This is a genomic window from Micromonospora sp. DT231 (assembly GCF_049847025.1).
Lineage (GTDB): Bacteria > Actinomycetota > Actinomycetes > Mycobacteriales > Micromonosporaceae > Micromonospora.
This window is the reverse complement of sequence record NZ_JBNCNO010000018.1, coordinates 33,148-48,691: the sequence shown is the minus strand read 5'-3', so window position 1 is coordinate 48,691 and position 15,544 is coordinate 33,148. Positions and strand designations below refer to the sequence as shown.

Genomic DNA, 15,544 nt, shown 5'->3' with positions numbered 1-15,544 from the left:
CACGTACGTAATCTCCGGCGACACGCCGGAACCGGTCCGTGAGGGGACGCACAATGGCGATGACGGCCGCGGTCAAGGACGAGCTGAGTCGGGTCGACGTGCCCAAGCCCTGCTGTCGGCGGGCGGAGATGGCCGCACTGCTGCGTTTCGCCGGCGGGCTGCACATCGTCTCCGGCCGCGTGGTGGTGGAGGCAGAGCTGGACACGGGTGCGGTCGCCCGGCGGTTACGCCGGGAGATCGCCGAGGTCTACGGATATCCGAGCGAGATCCACGTGCTGGCCTCCGGTGGCCTGCGCAAGGGCAGCCACTTCATCGTGCGGGTGGTCAAGGACGGTGAGGCCCTCGCCCGGCAGACCGGCCTGCTCGACGTGCGGGGTCGCCCGGTGCGTGGGCTGCCCCCGCACGTGGTGGCGGCGAACGTCTGCTGCGCGGTCTCCGCGTGGCGGGGCGCGTTCATGGCCCACGGCTCGCTCACCGAGCCCGGCCGCTCCAGCGCACTGGAGATCACCTGCCCGGGCCCGGAGTCGGCGTTGGCGCTCGTCGGCGCGGCGCGGCGCATCGGCATCACCGCCAAGAACCGCGAGGTGCGCGGGGTGGACCGGGTGGTGGTCAAGGACGGCGACGCGATCGCCGCGCTGCTCACCCGCATCGGCGCGCACTCGAGCGTGCTGGCCTGGGAGGAGCGCCGGGTACGCCGGGAGGTGCGGGCCACCGCCAACCGGCTGGCCAACTTCGACGACGCCAACCTGCGCCGCTCGGCGCGTGCCGCGGTCGCCGCCGCCGCCCGGGTCACCCGGGCGCTGGAGATCCTCGCCGAGGAGGCGCCCAACCACCTGACCGACGCCGGGCGGCTGCGCCTGGAGCACCGGCAGGCGTCGCTGGAGGAGTTGGGCGCGCTCGCCGACCCGCCGCTGACCAAGGACGCGATCGCCGGGCGGATCCGCCGGCTGCTCGCGCTTGCCGACAAGCGGGCCCGGGACCTCGGCATCCCGGATACGGAAGCGGCAGTCACGCCCGACATGCTCGTGGTCTGATAGGACGGTGGGGCCGCACGGTGTGCCCGGGAGCACGACCCGGCGCAGCGTGGTCTCGCACGCTCGGATAGGGTCGCTGCGTACGGCAAGGGGGCCGACACCGGCACTCCTCGCCGTGCCCACCGCCTCGGGCGGTCAGGTCCGCAGACCGCGCGGCGGGGTGGCCGAGATGAACCGTCACCGGCCGGCTCCAACGGTCGGCGCACACCATTCCCGCCGGCCCGTTGTCTGAAGCCGGCGGACCAGAACGCGAGGAGATGGGACCTGTGACCATCCGGGTTGGCATCAACGGCTTTGGCCGAATCGGCCGTAACTTCTTCCGGGCAGTGTTGGCGTCCGACGCCGACATCGAGGTCGTGGCGGTGAACGACCTGACCGACAACGGCACCCTCGCCCACCTGCTCAAGTACGACAGCATCCTGGGCCGCCTGCCGTACGAGGTCAAGGCCACCGCCGACGAGATCACCGTCGGTGGCAAGACCATCAAGGCGTACGCCGAGAAGGACCCGTCGAAGCTGCCGTGGAGTGAGGTGGGCGCCGACGTCGTCATCGAGTCGACCGGCTTCTTCACCGACGCCACCAAGGCGAAGGCGCACGTCGACGGCGGGGCCAAGAAGGTCATCATCTCCGCCCCGGCGAAGAACGAGGACGTCACCGTCGTCATGGGTGTCAACCACGACACCTACGACCCGGCGAAGCACACGATCATCTCCAACGCCTCGTGCACCACCAACTGCCTCGCCCCGATGGCGAAGGTTCTGCACGACACGTTCGGCATCCAGCACGGTCTGATGACGACGATCCACGCGTACACCCAGGACCAGAACCTCCAGGACGCGCCGCACTCGGATCTGCGTCGGGCCCGGGCCGCCGCGCTGAACATCGTCCCGACCTCGACCGGCGCCGCCAAGGCCATCGGTCTGGTCCTGCCGGACCTCAAGGGCAAGCTCGACGGTTACGCGCTGCGGGTGCCGATCCCGACCGGCTCGGTCACCGACCTCACCGTCAACGTGGGTCGGGAGACCACCGTGGACGAGGTCAACGCCGCGCTGAAGGCCGCCGCGGACGGCCCGCTCAAGGGCATCCTCGTCTACAACGAGGACCCGATCGTCTCCAGCGACATCGTGACCGACCCGGCGTCGTGCATCTTCGACGCGCCGCTGACCAAGGTCGTCGGCAACCAGGTCAAGGTCGTCGGCTGGTACGACAACGAGTGGGGCTACTCCAACCGCCTGGTCGACCTGGTCAAGCTGGTCGGTTCGTCGCTGTGAGCATCCGGACCCTCGACGACCTGCTCGCCGAGGGGGTGTCGGGTCGGCGCGTGCTCGTGCGCGCCGACCTGAACGTCCCGCTCGACAAGCAGTCCGGAGCCATCAGCGACGACGGCCGCATCCGCGCGGTGCTGCCGACCCTCGGCGCGCTGGTCGAGGCCGGCGCGAAGGTTGTCGTCTGCTCGCACCTGGGCCGCCCGAAGGGCGCACCGGACCCGCAGTTCAGCCTCCGCCCGGTCGCCGGGCGGCTCGGTGAGCTGCTCGGCGGGCCCGTGCACTTCGCCACCGACACCGTCGGCGAGTCCGCCCGCTCCACGGTCGCGGACCTGGCCGACGGTCAGGTCGCCCTCCTGGAGAACCTGCGGTTCAACGCGGGCGAGACCAGCAAGGACGAGGCCGAGCGGGGCGCTTTCGCCGACCAGCTCGCCGCGTTCGGCGACGCGTACGTGGACGACGCCTTCGGTGCCGTGCACCGCAAGCACGCGAGCGTCTTCGACGTGCCGGCCCGGTTGCCGCACGTCGCGGGCCGACTGGTGCTGCGGGAGGTCGAGGTGCTCTCCACGCTCACCGCCGACCCGGAGCGTCCGTACGTGGTGGTGCTCGGTGGGTCGAAGGTGTCCGACAAGCTCGCCGTGATCGAGGCGCTGCTGCCCACTGTCGACCGTCTGCTCATCGGTGGCGGGATGTGCTTCACCTTCCTCAAGGCCCAGGGCCTGGAGGTGGGCACGTCGCTGCTGGAGAAGGACATGGTCGAGACCTGCCGCAACCTGCTGGAGCGGTCCAACGGCAAGATCATGCTTCCGGTCGACGTGGTGGTGGCGGACGCGTTCGCCCCGGATGCCGCGCACGACACGGTCCGGGTCGACGGCATCCCGAGCCACCGGCTCGGTCTGGACGTCGGTCCGGAGACGGTCGCCGGCTTCAGCGCCGCGCTGTCCTCGGCGAAGACGATCTTCTGGAACGGCCCGATGGGCGTGTTCGAGATGCCGGCCTTCGCGGCGGGCACCCGGGGCATCGCCGAGGCGATCACCAAGGCCGACGCGTTCAGCGTCGTCGGTGGCGGTGACTCGGCGGCGGCGGTCCGTGCCCTGGGGCTGGACGAGTCGTCCTTCGGGCACATCTCCACGGGCGGCGGCGCCTCCCTGGAATACCTCGAGGGCAAGACCCTCCCCGGCATCGCGGCCCTGGAGAACTGAATGTCGAGCACGACCCGTCGGCCGTTGATGGCCGGCAACTGGAAGATGAACCTCAACCACCTCGAGGCCAACCTGCTGGTGCAGAAGCTGGCGGCGAGCCTCACCGAGAAGCAGCTCACCGACGTCGAGACGGTCGTCCTGCCGCCCTTCACCGACCTGCGGACCGTGCAGACCGCTGTCGACGGCGACAAACTGCTCATCGGCTACGGCGGGCAGGACCTCTCCGCGCACACGTCCGGCGCGTACACCGGGGAGATCTCCGGTGCGATGCTGGCCAAGCTCGGCTGCACCTACGTGGTGGTCGGGCACTCGGAGCGGCGGGCCTACCACAACGAGGACGACGCGCTCGTCAACGCCAAGGTCAAGGCGGCGCTGACGCAAGGCCTCACGCCGATCCTCTGCGTCGGTGAGGGGCTGGACGTCCGCGAGCAGGGCACCCACGTGGCGCACTGCGCCGACCAGCTCGACGGGGGCCTGGCCGGGCTCACCGCCGAGCAGGTGCGGCAGGTCGTGATCGCGTACGAGCCGGTCTGGGCGATCGGCACGGGCAAGACCGCGACGCCGGAGGACGCCCAGGAGGTCTGCGGGGCGGTCCGTCAGCGACTCGCGGAACGCTTCGACCAGGACACCGCCGACCAGGTACGGGTCCTCTACGGCGGCTCGGTCAAGGCGTCGAACGCCGCCTCGATCATGGCCCAGCCGGACGTGGACGGGGGCCTGGTGGGGGGCGCCAGCCTGGACGCGGAGGAATTCGCGCAGATCTGCCGGTTCCCGGAGCACATCGCCCGCTGATCGCTCGGTATCCTTGACACCGCCCGTCCGCCGGTCGGTGCCACCGTGCCCGATCTGACCGGGCGAGGATCGCTACGAGAGGACTGACCCCTGCCATGCTGCCGATCTGGTTCGCATACACGTTGATCGTGTTGCTGATCGTCACGAGCATTCTGCTCACCATGCTCATCCTGCTGCATCGCGGCAAGGGCGGTGGCCTGTCGAGCATGTTCGGCGGTGGCGTCAGCTCCAGCCTCGCCGGCTCGTCCGTGGCGGAGAAGAACCTGGACCGCTACACCGTGCTGGTGAGCATCGTTTGGTTCGCCGCCATCGTCGGGCTCGGGCTCTGGCTGCGCCTCCAGATGAACAGCGGCACCTGAGCACGCTCATCAAGTCGTACAATCTGCGCGCGGTCCGTCACTCGACGGGCCGCGCGCAGGCTTTTCTCCGCTGCACCGCGTCGCCCGCCGTCCACCCCTGAAAGACGGCGGGTCCCCTCCGACGACAGGAGCGAGCAGCCGTGCCCAGTGGCAACGTCATCCGCGGCGCCCGAGTCGGTTCCGCGCCCATGCGCCCCGACGAGCGACACCAACCCGCCCCCCGACAGGACGTCACCTACTGGTGCCGCAACGACCACCGGACCAACATCCGGATCGCTGCGGACGCCGAGGCGCCGGCCCGGTGGGACTGCCCCCGCTGCGGCCTGCCCGCCGGCCGGGACGCCCAGAACCCGCCCGGCCGGACCCGCGCCGAACCGTACAAGAGCCACCTGGCGTACGTGAAGGAGCGGCGCACCGCCGAGGAGGGGGAGGCCCTGCTGAACGAGGCGCTGGCGGCGCTCCGCCGTCGCCGGGGCGAGTGAAGCGGTCCGCCTAGCGCAGGCTGCGCAGTCGTGCCGGCACGTCGGCTGCCGCCGCCCGGTCCAGCAGCCAGCGGGTACGGCCCACCCCGTGCACCCCGGCGGCCGGCAACTGCACCGGCCCGGCGCCGGCCAACGCCATACCCACCGCGCGGGCCTTGTCGGCGCCGCCGGCCACGAGCCAGACCTCCTCGGCGGTGTTGATCGTCGGCAGGGTGAGCGTGGTCCGCATCGGCGGCGGCTTGGGGCTGCCCCGCACCGCGCTGACCGGCCGGGTCTCGTAGTGCACCGGGTGCTCGGGGAAGACCGAGGCGACGTGCCCGTCCTCGCCGACGCCCAGCATCAGCACGTCGAAGTGCGGCAGCGTGGCGTGCCCGGGCCGGGCCGCACGCGCCAACTCCTCCGCGTACGCGGCGGCCGCCGCCTCGGGGTCGTTGCCGGCCGGGCCGTCCGAGGCCGGCATCGGGTGCACCCGGGCCGGGTCCAGCGGCACCACGTCCAGCAGAGCGGCTCGGGCCTGGGTCTCGTTGCGGTCCGGATCACCGGAGGGCAGGAACCGCTCGTCGCCCCACCACACGTCGACCCGGGACCAGTCCACCGCGTCGCGGGCGGGCAGCGTCGCCACCGCCCGGTACACGGCCGCGGCGATCCGGCCACCGGTGAGCACCACCGAGGCCTCGCCCCGGTCGGCCTGGGCGTCGAGCAGCTTCACCAACAACCGGGCCGCCACCGCCTGCGCCAGCAGGTCGGCGTCGGCGTGGACGGCGACACTCGCCTCACTCATGGGATGCGCCTTCGTTTCCCGACCGCCCGGCGGTCGCTGTCGCGTCGTGCCCGGACCGGTGTGCCCGAGATGGTGTGTCCCGGGGCAGGGGCCGGTCCACACCGGCCCCTGCCCCGGCAGGCCTTCAGCTCTCGCCGCTGGTGCCGGTGTGCGCCGTGACCCCGGCCTCGGCGCGCCGCGCGGTGGCCGGATCCTTCCACACGTGCACCCGCTGCGGGAGACGCTGCTCCAGCCCCCGCAGCCCGACCGTCGCGCCCAGCGCCTCCGCGTACACCTGGTCGGCGTCCAGACGCCGCAGCTCCTCCGCCAACTCGTCACCGAGCGGGCGGCGGACCAGCGGTAGAGCCCGGTCGTCCTGGCCGGTACGCCGGAACACCGCCATGCTGTCCTCGCGGGTCAACGACAGCTGATCGCCGTTGGCGCAGCTCAACCGCACCTCCCGCATCCGGGGAAACTCGTCGGAGTCCACCCGGTGCGGGGTGATGCCGAGGCGGCTGGACAGCCAACCGACCATCAGCGCCGCCGTCGGATCGGTGGGCGGCGCGACCACTGTCGCCTCGACGACCCGCTCGCTGGCGGTGTCGAACGCGCCGGCGACAAGGGTCCGCCACGGGGTGATCCGGGTCCACGCCAGGTCCGTGTCGCCCGGGGCGTAGTCCCGGGCTCGCTGCCGCAGCGCCTCCACCGGGTCGGCGGCCTGCGCCGAGTCGGTGATCCTGCGGTCGGCGACCACCCCGAGGAAGTCGGTGGCGATCTCCGCCGGCGGCTCGCCGTGCCACCAGGTGACCACCGGCACGTCCGGAACCAGCAGCGGCATGACCACCGACTCGGCGTGCAGGGCCAGCCGGCCGTACATCCGGGTGACCACCGCCTCGCACGGGCCGAGCCGGCCACCGACCACGATCTCCGCGTCCAACCGGTTGCGGTCCCGCTCGATCTCGGAGCGGACCACCACCAGCAGCCGGCACGGGTGGGCGGCGGCGGCGATCGTCGCCGCCGCCTCCGCCTCGCGGACCCGCTTCTCGTCCACCACCACGATGAGCGTGAGCGCCATGCCACTGGCCACGCCGCCGGCGCTGCGTCGCTCGGCGGCGAGCGCCTTGACCACCTCGTTGCCGGTGGTGTCCCACAGCCCGATCATGCTCTTCTCCAAGCGCGGCCCTCGCGGGCCAGCATCTCGTCGGAGGCGCGCGGCCCCCACTCGCCGGCCCGGTACGGCTCCGGCTTGGTGCCCGCCCAGGCGTGCTCCAGGGGGTCGATCACCTGCCAGCTCTGCTCGACCTCGGCCGCGTCCGGGAACAGGGTGCGGTCACCGATCAGCACGTCCAGCACCAGCCGCTCGTACGCCTCGGGGCTGGACTCGGTGAACGCCTCGCCGTACTGGAAGTCCATCGCGATGTCGCGGACCTCCATCGTGGTGCCCGGCACCTTCGAGCCGAACTTGAGCACCACACCCTCGTCCGGCTGCACCCGGATGACCAACTGGTTGTTGCCGAGCGACTCCATGTCGGCGTCGTTGAACGGCAGGTGCGGCGCCTTCTTGAACATGATGGCGACCTCGGTGACCCGCCGGGGCAGCCGCTTGCCGGCCCGGATGTAGAACGGCACCTCCGCCCACCGGCGGTTCTGGATGCCCAGCCGCACCGCCACGTACGTCTCCGTGGTGGAGTCGGTCGGAACGTCCCGCTCCTCCAGGTAGCCGACCGCGCGCTCGCCGCCCACCCAACCGGGCAGGTACTGCCCGCGCACCGTGTCCCGGGCCACGTCCTTGGGCAGGGTGATCGCCTTGAGCACCTTCAGCTTCTCGGCCCGGATCTCGTCGGCGTCGAAGCTGGTCGGCTCCTCCATCGCCACCAGGGCGAGGAGTTGCAGGAGGTGGTTCTGGAGCACGTCGCGGGCGGTGCCGACGGTGTCGTAGAAGCCGGCGCGGGTGCCGATGCCGACGTCCTCGGCCATGGTGATCTGCACCGAGTCGACGTACTTGGAGTTCCACAGCGGCTCGAACAGGTTGTTGGCGAACCGCAGGGCGAGGATGTTCTGAACTGTCTCCTTGCCCAGGTAGTGGTCGATCCGGAAGACGTCCTCCCGGGTGAACACGTCGTCGACGAGGTCGTTGAGCGACTTCGCCGAGGGCAGGTCGTTGCCGAACGGCTTCTCCACCACGACCCGACGCCAACCGCCGGACTTCTCGTTGTCGGCCATCCCGGTGCGGGCCAGTTGCTTGAGCACGACCGGGAACGCGGCCGGGGGGATGGAGAAGTAGAACGCCGCGTTGCCGGTGATGCCGTGGGTCTGACGCAGGTCGTCGAGCGTCGAGGCAAGCTGGTCGAAGGCGGCGTCGTCGTCGAACGACCCACCGACGAACTTGATGTTGCCGGCCAGCCGTGCCCACACCTCGTCCCGCCAGGGGGTACGAGCGTGCTTGCGGGCCGCCTCGCAGGCGAGCGTCTCGAAGTCGCCGTCACCCCAGTCGCGGCGCGCGAAGCCGAGCACCACGAAACCCGGTGGCAGCAGCCCCCGGTTGGCCAGGTCGTAGACGGCGGGGAGCAGCTTCTTGCGGGCCAGGTCGCCGGTCACCCCGAAGATCACCAGAGCGCACGGCTCCGGGATCCGGGGCAACCGGCGGTCCTGCGGGTCGCGCAGCGGGTTCGTCGAGCCACCTTCGGTTCGCGCTTGCGGGGCTTGCGACCCCGGCTCACTCCTCGCGCTCACGGTGCCCCCTCGCTTCCGCTTCAGTCACGTCGTCCATCCTCACGCCGGCAGGTCACCGGCGGCGTCGAGCAGTTGGGCGACACCGGCGGCACGGTCGGTCAGATGCAGCCGCAGCACCGGGCGGTCCCGTCCGGCGAGCGCCTGCCGGTCCCCGGCGGCCTGCGCCGCCTGCAACTCACCGAACGTGTACGGCTTGCCCGGCACCGCCAGGTCCTCGGCGACCGCGCCGGTCACCTGGAGGTAGCTGCCCACCTGTGGGCCACCCTTGTGGTATTGGCCCGTGGAGTGCAGGAACCGCGGCCCCCAACCGAACGTGACCGGCCGCCCGCCCGCCTGCGCCAGCAGCGGCCGCAGCCGGGCCGCGTCCGCGTCGGCGAACCGGTCGAGGTACGCCATCACCGCGAGGTAACCGTCGTCGCCCAGCCCGTCGAGCAGCCAGCGCAGCACGCCGGCCAGGTCCCCGGGAGCGCCCTGCGGGGCGTACACCTCGATCGCGCCCTCGGTGAACGACGGCGACTCCGCCGGCGGACCCGAGGCCAGGATCTTGTTGGTGTTCTCCTTGGACTCGGTGACGTTCGGCTGGTTGAACGGGTCGATGCCGAGCACCACGCCGGCCACCGCCGTCGCGTACTCCCAGGCCAGGAACTGCGCGCCCAGCGGGCCGTTGACGGCCACGTCCGGGGTGGCGCCGCCACCTGGCACGTCACCGGGGGCGAGCGAGCCGCCGTAGCTGACCGTCAGCACGTCCGCGCCGGTGGCGCCGGGGCTCTGCGGGGACTCCACGACCACCGGGAGGATGCCCACCCCGGCCTTGCCCGTCGACTCGGCGATCAACTGCTCGGCCCAGTCGCCGAGGCCGTCGATGCCGGTGCCGTCGGAGACCAGGGCGACCTTGTCCCGGGCCAACGTGGCCGCGGCGCCCAGGGCGGCGCCCAGCGCCAGCGCCGGATTGTCCCGGTCGGCGCCGAGCGACGCGGCAAGCGCGTCGGCCTGGTCGAGCAGTTCCGCGACCTCGACCCCGGCCAGCGCCGAGGGCACCAGGCCGAACGCGGTGAGCGCCGAGTATCGGCCGCCGACGTTCGGGTCGGCGAGCACGGTGAACGCGCCCATCTCGGCCGCGGTGGCCTCCAGCGGCGAACCCGGGTCGGTGACGACGACGAAGTGCCGGCCGGCCTCCGCCTCGGTCATCCCGGCGTCCAGGAACGCCTGCCAGTAGACGCGCCGGTGGCTGTCCGTCTCCACCGTCGACCCGGACTTGCTGGCCACCACCACCACCGTGCGTTCCAGCCGGTCACCGAGCGCCGCCCGGACCTGGCCCGGGTCGGTGGTGTCCAGCACGGTCAGCGGGCGACCCAGGGTACGGGTGATCACCTCGGGGGCCAGCGACGAACCACCCATCCCGGCGAGCACCACGTGGTCCAGGTCGGCCAACTCGGCTTTCAGCTCGGCGAGCTGCACCAGCAACTCCCGGCTGCGCCGGTGGGTGTCGACCCAGCCGAGCCGGACCTTCGCCTCGGCCTCGGCGTCCGGACCCCACAGGCTCGCGTCCTTGCCGGCCAGCTTGCCCGGGACACCGGCCTTGACCAGCGCGTCCCGGGTCGAGGCCGGCGCGGACTTGTCGACGGCGTCCGCGCCGTACACGGCGAGCCCGGCAGCGGCCTCCACCGGCCCTGCGAGAAGGTCGCTCATGCCGTCACTCCGCTTCGCCGCGTGCTGAGCTTGGTGATTCGCTCGCTCATGCGCCACCGGCCTTCTCGGCGCCCTTGGCGTTGCCCTTGGCGGCCTTGTTCGGCGCGCCGGTGCCCTGGGCCGCGGCCTGCAGCGACTTGCGGACGCCGTCGAGCAGCTCCTGCCAGCTGGCCTCGAACTTCTCCACGCCCTCCCGCTCCAGGGTGGCGATCACGTCGTCCATGTCCACCCCGACCGACTCCAGGTCCGCGAAGACCTTCCGGGCCGCGTCGTACGCGCCGGTGATGGTGTCGCCGCGGGTCTCGCCATGGTCGGCGTACGCGTGGATGACCGATTCCGGCATGGTGTTGACCGTACCGGGGGCGATCAGCTCCTCGACGTAGATGACGTCGCGGTAGTCCGGGTTCTTCGTCGAGGTGGACGCCCACAGCGGCCGCTGCGGGTGCGCGCCGGCGCCGGCGAGCGCCTTCCACCGGTCGGAGGAGAACACCTCGGTGTAGCGCTCGTACGCCAGCTGCGCGTTGGCGACCGCGGCCTTGCCCTTCAGGGCCTTCGCCTGGTCGGAGCCGACCTTCTCCAGCCTCTTGTCGACCTCGGAGTCGACGCGGGAGACGAAGAACGACGCGACCGAACCGATCTTCGACAGGTCGTGGCCGTTGGCCTTGGCCTGCTCCAGACCGGCGAGGAACGCCTCCATGACCGCCGAGTAGCGGTCCAGGCCGAAGATCAGCGTCACGTTGACGCTGATGCCCTCGGCGAGGGTGTCGGTGATCGCCGACAGGCCCTCCTCGGTGGCCGGGATCTTGATGTAGAGGTTGGGGCGGTCGACCAACCACCACAGGGCCTTGGCCTCGGCGACCGTCTTGTCCGCGTCGTGCGCGCTGCGCGGGTCCACCTCGATCGAGACCCGGCCGTCGACGCCCTCGCTGCCGTCGTACGACGGGCGCATCACGTCGCAGGCCCACCGCACGTCGTACGTGGTGAGCATGCGTACGGCCTCTTCCACGTCCACGTCACGGGTGGCGAGGTCGCGTAGCTGCCAGTTGTACTCGTCGGCGTCGCTCAACGCCTTCGCGAAGATCGTCGGGTTGGTGGTGACACCGGCCACGTGCTTCTCGCGGCGGAGCTTGTCCAGCCCGCCGGAACTCAAACGCACCCGGGAAAGATCGTCGAGCCAGACCGCCACACCCGCGGCGGTGAGCTCATTCAGCTTGTCGGCCATGCTGTTCACGCTCCCTCAGTTTCCGGTCGTGAAACCGGTGATGTCGCCCACCCGAGCCAGCGAGGCGTGTGCCGCCGCCACGATCCGGTCGCCGGTGAACCCGAACTGCTCGAAGAGCACGGTGTGCGGGGCGCTCGCTCCGTAGTGCTCCAGGCTCACGCTCTCGCCCAGGTCACCGACGATTCCGCGCCAGGACATCGCGATGCCCGCCTCCACGCTCACCCGTGCCTTTACCCCGCGCGGGAGCACCGACTCCCGGTACGCCTCATCCTGCTCGTAGAACCATTCCTGGCAGGGCATCGAGACGACCCGGGTCGGGGTGCCGTCGGCCTCCAGCCGCTCCCGGGCGGTCAGGCAGAGCTGCACCTCGGAACCGGTGCCGATGATGATCACCTGAGGCTTGCCGTTGGACGCCTCGGCCAGCACGTAACCGCCCTTGGCCACGCCCTCCGCGCTGCCCAGGACGTCGCGGTCCAAGGTCGGCAGCGGCTGCCGGCTCAGCGCCAACGCGGTGGGCCGGTCGGTGTGCTCCAGCGCCTGCCGCCAGGCCCACGCCGTCTCGTTGGCGTCCGCCGGACGGACCACGTCCAGGCCCGGGATGGCGCGCAGCGCGGTCAGGTGCTCCACCGGCTGGTGGGTCGGGCCGTCCTCGCCGAGGCCGATCGAGTCGTGCGTCCACACGTAGGTGACCGGCAGCCCCATCAACGCGGCCAGCCGCACCGACGGGCGCATGTAGTCGCTGAACACCAGGAACGTGCCGCCGTACGGGCGGGTGCCGCCGTGCAGGGCGATGCCGTTGAGGATCGCGCCCATGGCGTGCTCACGGATGCCGAAGTGCAGCGTGCGGCCGTACTCGTGACCGGGGAAGTCCTTGGTGGCGTGGGTGGCCGGGATGAACGACGGCTCGCCCTTCATCGTGGTGTTGTTGCTCTCGGCCAGGTCGGCCGACCCACCCCACAGCTCCGGCAGCACCGGCGCGAGCGCCTCCAGCACCTTGCCGGACGCGGCACGGGTGGCCACGCCCTTGGCGTCGGCGGGGAAGACCGGCAGCGCGTCGGTCCAGCCGTCGGGGAGTACGCGACCAGCCAGCCGCTCGTAGAGCGCGGTGCGCTCCGGGTTGGCCTTCTTCCAGGCGTCGAACGAGGTGGTCCACTCCTGCTGGGCGTCGGAGCCGCGGCCCATCACCGAGCGGGCGTGGGCGAGCACGTCCTCGTCGACCTGGAAGGTCTGCTCCGGGTCGAAGCCGAGGATCTGCTTGGTGGCCTTCACCTCGTCGGCGCCGAGAGCCGAGCCGTGGATCTTGCCGGTGTTCTGCTTGTTGGGGGCGGGCCAGCCGATGATGGTGCGCAGCGCGATGAAGGAGGGCCGGGCGGTCTCCGCCCTGGCGGCCACCAGCGCGGCGTACAGCGCCTCGGCGTCCTCGTGGTAGTCGCCCTGGTCGGCGTCACCGCTGCGCCAGTCGACGGTCTGCACGTGCCAGCCGTACGCCTCGTAGCGGGCGGCGACGTCCTCGCTCTTGGCGATCCGGGTGTCGTCCTCGATGGAGATCTCGTTGTCGTCGTAGATCACCGTGAGGTTGCCCAGCTGCTGGTGCCCGGCGAGGGCGCTGGCCTCGTGGCTGATGCCCTCCTCGATGTCGCCGTCGGAGACGATGCACCAGATGTCGTGGTCGAAGACCGACGCGCCCGGCTCCGTCTCGGGGTCGAACAGGCCGCGCTCGCGGCGGGCCGCCATGGCCATGCCGACCGCGTTGCCCAGGCCCTGCCCCAGCGGGCCGGTGGTGGTCTCCACGCCCGGGGTGTGCCCGTGCTCGGGGTGACCCGGCGTCTGCGAGCCCCACTGCCGCAGCGACTTGAGGTCGTCCAGGCTCAACGGGTAACCGGACAGGAAGAGCTGGATGTAGAGCGTCAGGCTGGAGTGCCCGGCGGAGAGGACGAACCGGTCCCGGCCGGGCCAGTTCGGGTCGGCGGGGTTGTGTCGCATGACGCGGTTGAAGAGGAGGTACGCCGCGGGCGCGAGGCTCATCGCGGTGCCCGGGTGACCGTTGCCGGATTTCTCAACGGCGTCCATGGCCAGCACGCGGACGGTATCGACGGCCCGGCGATCGAGGTCGGACCAGTTCAGTGCGGAGTGCTCGGGTCGTTTGGCAGCCACGATGGTTGTGCTCCTCGGCAGATGGGCGGAACCCTCACCGATGACCTTATCGAGCGTCCCTAAACGCTCGCCCGGGGATCTCCGCATGGTGTGCGCGAGGTGACGTTCCGGATGCTTGGTTCAACCCGGTGGTGTGACGGCAGGCACCGTTGTCGGGTCGGCCGGGCAGCCAAAACGACAACGCGTAGTGTGTGGGTCGGTGTGCGGGCCCGAGCGGTCCCGACCGATCCGATCTCCCCGTGCCCGATGCCGGAAGGTGGCAATCCGTGAGCATGATCACCGAGCGCCCCGCGAGCAACCCGGCCGGGCAGCACCCGGCGCGGGCGGCCGAGGGCCCGGTGGCCCGGCGGGACGTACGCGCGGTCCTGTCGGCGTACGTGGCGCTCACCAAGCCGCGCATCGTCGAACTTCTGCTGGTCACCACCGTCCCGGCGATGATGCTCGCCGACGGCGGGCTCCCGTCGCTGTGGCTGATGGCCGTCGTGCTGATCGGTGGCTCGCTCGCCGCGGGCGCGGCAAGCGTGCTCAACTGCTACATCGACCGGGACATCGACCAGTTGATGCGGCGTACCAAGCGCCGGCCGCTGCCGGCGCACACCGTGTCACCCCGTAACGCGCTGGTCTTCGGTCTGGTGCTGGCGGCGGTGTCGATCGCCCTGATGGCGGCGTTCACCAATCTGCTCGCCGCCGGCCTGACGCTTGCCGCGATCGTCTACTACGACGTCATCTACACGCTGTGGCTCAAGCGCTCCACTCCGACGAACACCTTCTGGGGTGGCGCCTGCGGGGCGGCTCCGGTGCTGATCGGGTGGGCGGCGGTGACCGGCTCGCTGGCGCCGGCCGCCTGGGGGCTCTTCGCGGTGGTCTTCTTCTGGCAGATGCCGCACTTCTACCCGCTCGCCATGAAGTACAAGGACGACTACGCCCGCGCCGGGATCCCGATGCTGCCGGTGGTGGCCTCGGTCCGCCGGGTGAACGCCGAGATCCTGATCTTCGCGTGGCTCACCGTGCTCACCTCCCTGGCCGTCTGGCCGCTGGGGCTCAGCGCGATCTACGGGGTGCCGACCCTGGTGGTGGGCGCCATCTTCGTGGTCGAGGCGCACCGACTCTGCCGGCGCGCGACGCGTGGCGAGGCGGTCAAGCCGATGCGACTGTTCCACTGGTCCACGACGTACCTGACGATCGTGTTCGTCGCTGTCGCGCTCGACGCGTTGATCTGAGCCGTCCCGCCCCGCGGTAGCGGCACACGTCGCCGACTTCCCGACTAATCACGGACATCGATGAATTGTCCGCTTTTACGTCACATCAGGGTAACTTTCGGCATGAGTCGGATCGGCTCAACTGCGCGGCCTGCGGATCGATTTGCCCGCTCGCTTTGAGGGTAAAAGTCCGGATATAACCGGACAGGCTCGCCGTGGTCTTCGTTAAACCTGTAGGTAATTGGCATCACAAAAGGTTCATGGTTCTCGCCCGGGCGGGTGCAAGTCTGCTTAGGCTTCGCGTCATGGCAGATGGTTCCGATACGACGCTGACGGCCGAGCAGACCGCCGACGAGCAGGCCCCCCGCGGCCTGGTCGCGGGCCTTCAGGCGTTCGCCGCCGGCCACGGCGGCGCGAAGGCGGTCATCGAGTACGTCGGCAAGCGTGGCGCGCGAATCGTCCTGGTGGGTTCCGACGGCGAGTGGGGCGACCAGTTCGCCGACGACACCGTCACCGCCCGGGAGGCGTGCGCCAAGGCGGGAGTCACCGTCGAGAACGCCTGGGAGCGTGAACTGATGGACCAGATGCGCCCGAGCAACGACCTCTGGCGGTCGATGGCCCGCCGCACCATGGCCCGCTGACCAGCCAGCTCA

At 71.0% G+C, this 15,544-nt stretch carries 14 protein-coding genes; 8 read left to right on the top strand and 6 right to left on the bottom strand.

Annotated elements, in window-relative coordinates; all coding sequences use genetic code 11:
• Nucleotides 1-53 precede the first annotated feature (53 nt).
• The 6 genes from whiA to ACPXBU_RS31740 all read left to right on the top strand — a co-directional run bounded on the left by whiA (nucleotide 54) and on the right by ACPXBU_RS31740 (nucleotide 5,134).
• The gene (gene whiA / locus ACPXBU_RS31765) at nucleotides 54-1,034 is read left to right on the top strand and encodes a DNA-binding protein WhiA (RefSeq protein WP_030491583.1); all 981 of its coding nucleotides are present in this window, start codon (nucleotides 54-56) and stop codon (nucleotides 1,032-1,034) included.
• Between the two features lie 266 nt (nucleotides 1,035-1,300).
• On the top strand, nucleotides 1,301-2,305 hold the full coding sequence (gene gap, locus ACPXBU_RS31760) for a type I glyceraldehyde-3-phosphate dehydrogenase (protein ID WP_393363000.1): 1,005 nt from the start codon (nucleotides 1,301-1,303) through the stop codon (nucleotides 2,303-2,305).
• Nucleotides 2,302-3,501 (top strand): phosphoglycerate kinase, encoded by a 1,200-nt coding sequence (locus ACPXBU_RS31755; protein ID WP_425761018.1) that lies wholly within the window; start codon nucleotides 2,302-2,304, stop codon nucleotides 3,499-3,501. Before gap ends, ACPXBU_RS31755 begins: the two co-directional genes overlap by 4 nt.
• Nucleotides 3,502-4,293, top strand: a complete 792-nt coding sequence (gene tpiA / locus ACPXBU_RS31750) for a triose-phosphate isomerase (protein WP_425761017.1) — start codon at nucleotides 3,502-3,504, stop codon at nucleotides 4,291-4,293. It begins immediately after the preceding gene.
• 98 nt (nucleotides 4,294-4,391) lie between these two features.
• Nucleotides 4,392-4,652, top strand: coding sequence for a preprotein translocase subunit SecG (gene secG, locus ACPXBU_RS31745; protein ID WP_393364486.1), 261 nt, complete (start codon nucleotides 4,392-4,394; stop codon nucleotides 4,650-4,652).
• A gap of 140 nt (nucleotides 4,653-4,792) precedes the next feature.
• On the top strand, nucleotides 4,793-5,134 hold the full coding sequence (locus ACPXBU_RS31740; protein WP_393362991.1) for an RNA polymerase-binding protein RbpA: 342 nt from the start codon (nucleotides 4,793-4,795) through the stop codon (nucleotides 5,132-5,134).
• A gap of 10 nt (nucleotides 5,135-5,144) precedes the next feature.
• Here the strand turns inward: ACPXBU_RS31740 and pgl are convergent, their stop codons facing one another.
• From pgl to tkt, 6 genes are all read right to left on the bottom strand, one after another.
• Nucleotides 5,145-5,915: a 6-phosphogluconolactonase gene (gene pgl / locus ACPXBU_RS31735; RefSeq protein ID WP_425761016.1), complete on the bottom strand. Its 771-nt coding sequence runs from the start codon at nucleotides 5,913-5,915 to the stop codon at nucleotides 5,145-5,147.
• Between the two features lie 124 nt (nucleotides 5,916-6,039).
• The gene (locus tag ACPXBU_RS31730) at nucleotides 6,040-7,056 is read right to left on the bottom strand and encodes a glucose-6-phosphate dehydrogenase assembly protein OpcA (protein ID WP_425761015.1); all 1,017 of its coding nucleotides are present in this window, start codon (nucleotides 7,054-7,056) and stop codon (nucleotides 6,040-6,042) included.
• The gene (zwf, locus tag ACPXBU_RS31725; RefSeq protein WP_393364483.1) at nucleotides 7,053-8,558 is read right to left on the bottom strand and encodes a glucose-6-phosphate dehydrogenase; all 1,506 of its coding nucleotides are present in this window, start codon (nucleotides 8,556-8,558) and stop codon (nucleotides 7,053-7,055) included. The genes ACPXBU_RS31730 and zwf overlap by 4 nt, the downstream gene beginning before the upstream one ends.
• Before the next feature lie 108 nt (nucleotides 8,559-8,666).
• Entirely contained in the window at nucleotides 8,667-10,316 is a 1,650-nt protein-coding gene (locus tag ACPXBU_RS31720; RefSeq protein ID WP_425761014.1) for a glucose-6-phosphate isomerase, read from the bottom strand.
• Nucleotides 10,317-10,362: 46 nt separating this feature from the next.
• On the bottom strand, nucleotides 10,363-11,538 hold the full coding sequence (gene tal, locus ACPXBU_RS31715; protein ID WP_393362980.1) for a transaldolase: 1,176 nt from the start codon (nucleotides 11,536-11,538) through the stop codon (nucleotides 10,363-10,365).
• Between the two features lie 15 nt (nucleotides 11,539-11,553).
• Nucleotides 11,554-13,692, bottom strand: coding sequence for a transketolase (gene tkt, locus ACPXBU_RS31710; RefSeq protein ID WP_425761013.1), 2,139 nt, complete (start codon nucleotides 13,690-13,692; stop codon nucleotides 11,554-11,556).
• Between the two features lie 266 nt (nucleotides 13,693-13,958).
• Between tkt and ACPXBU_RS31705 the strand changes: the two genes are divergently transcribed.
• Both ACPXBU_RS31705 and ACPXBU_RS31700 read left to right on the top strand, forming a co-directional pair.
• Entirely contained in the window at nucleotides 13,959-14,912 is a 954-nt protein-coding gene (locus tag ACPXBU_RS31705) for a heme o synthase (protein ID WP_393362974.1), read from the top strand.
• 284 nt (nucleotides 14,913-15,196) lie between these two features.
• Nucleotides 15,197-15,532 (top strand): hypothetical protein, encoded by a 336-nt coding sequence (locus ACPXBU_RS31700; protein ID WP_393362972.1) that lies wholly within the window; start codon nucleotides 15,197-15,199, stop codon nucleotides 15,530-15,532.
• Nucleotides 15,533-15,544: the final 12 nt, after the last annotated feature.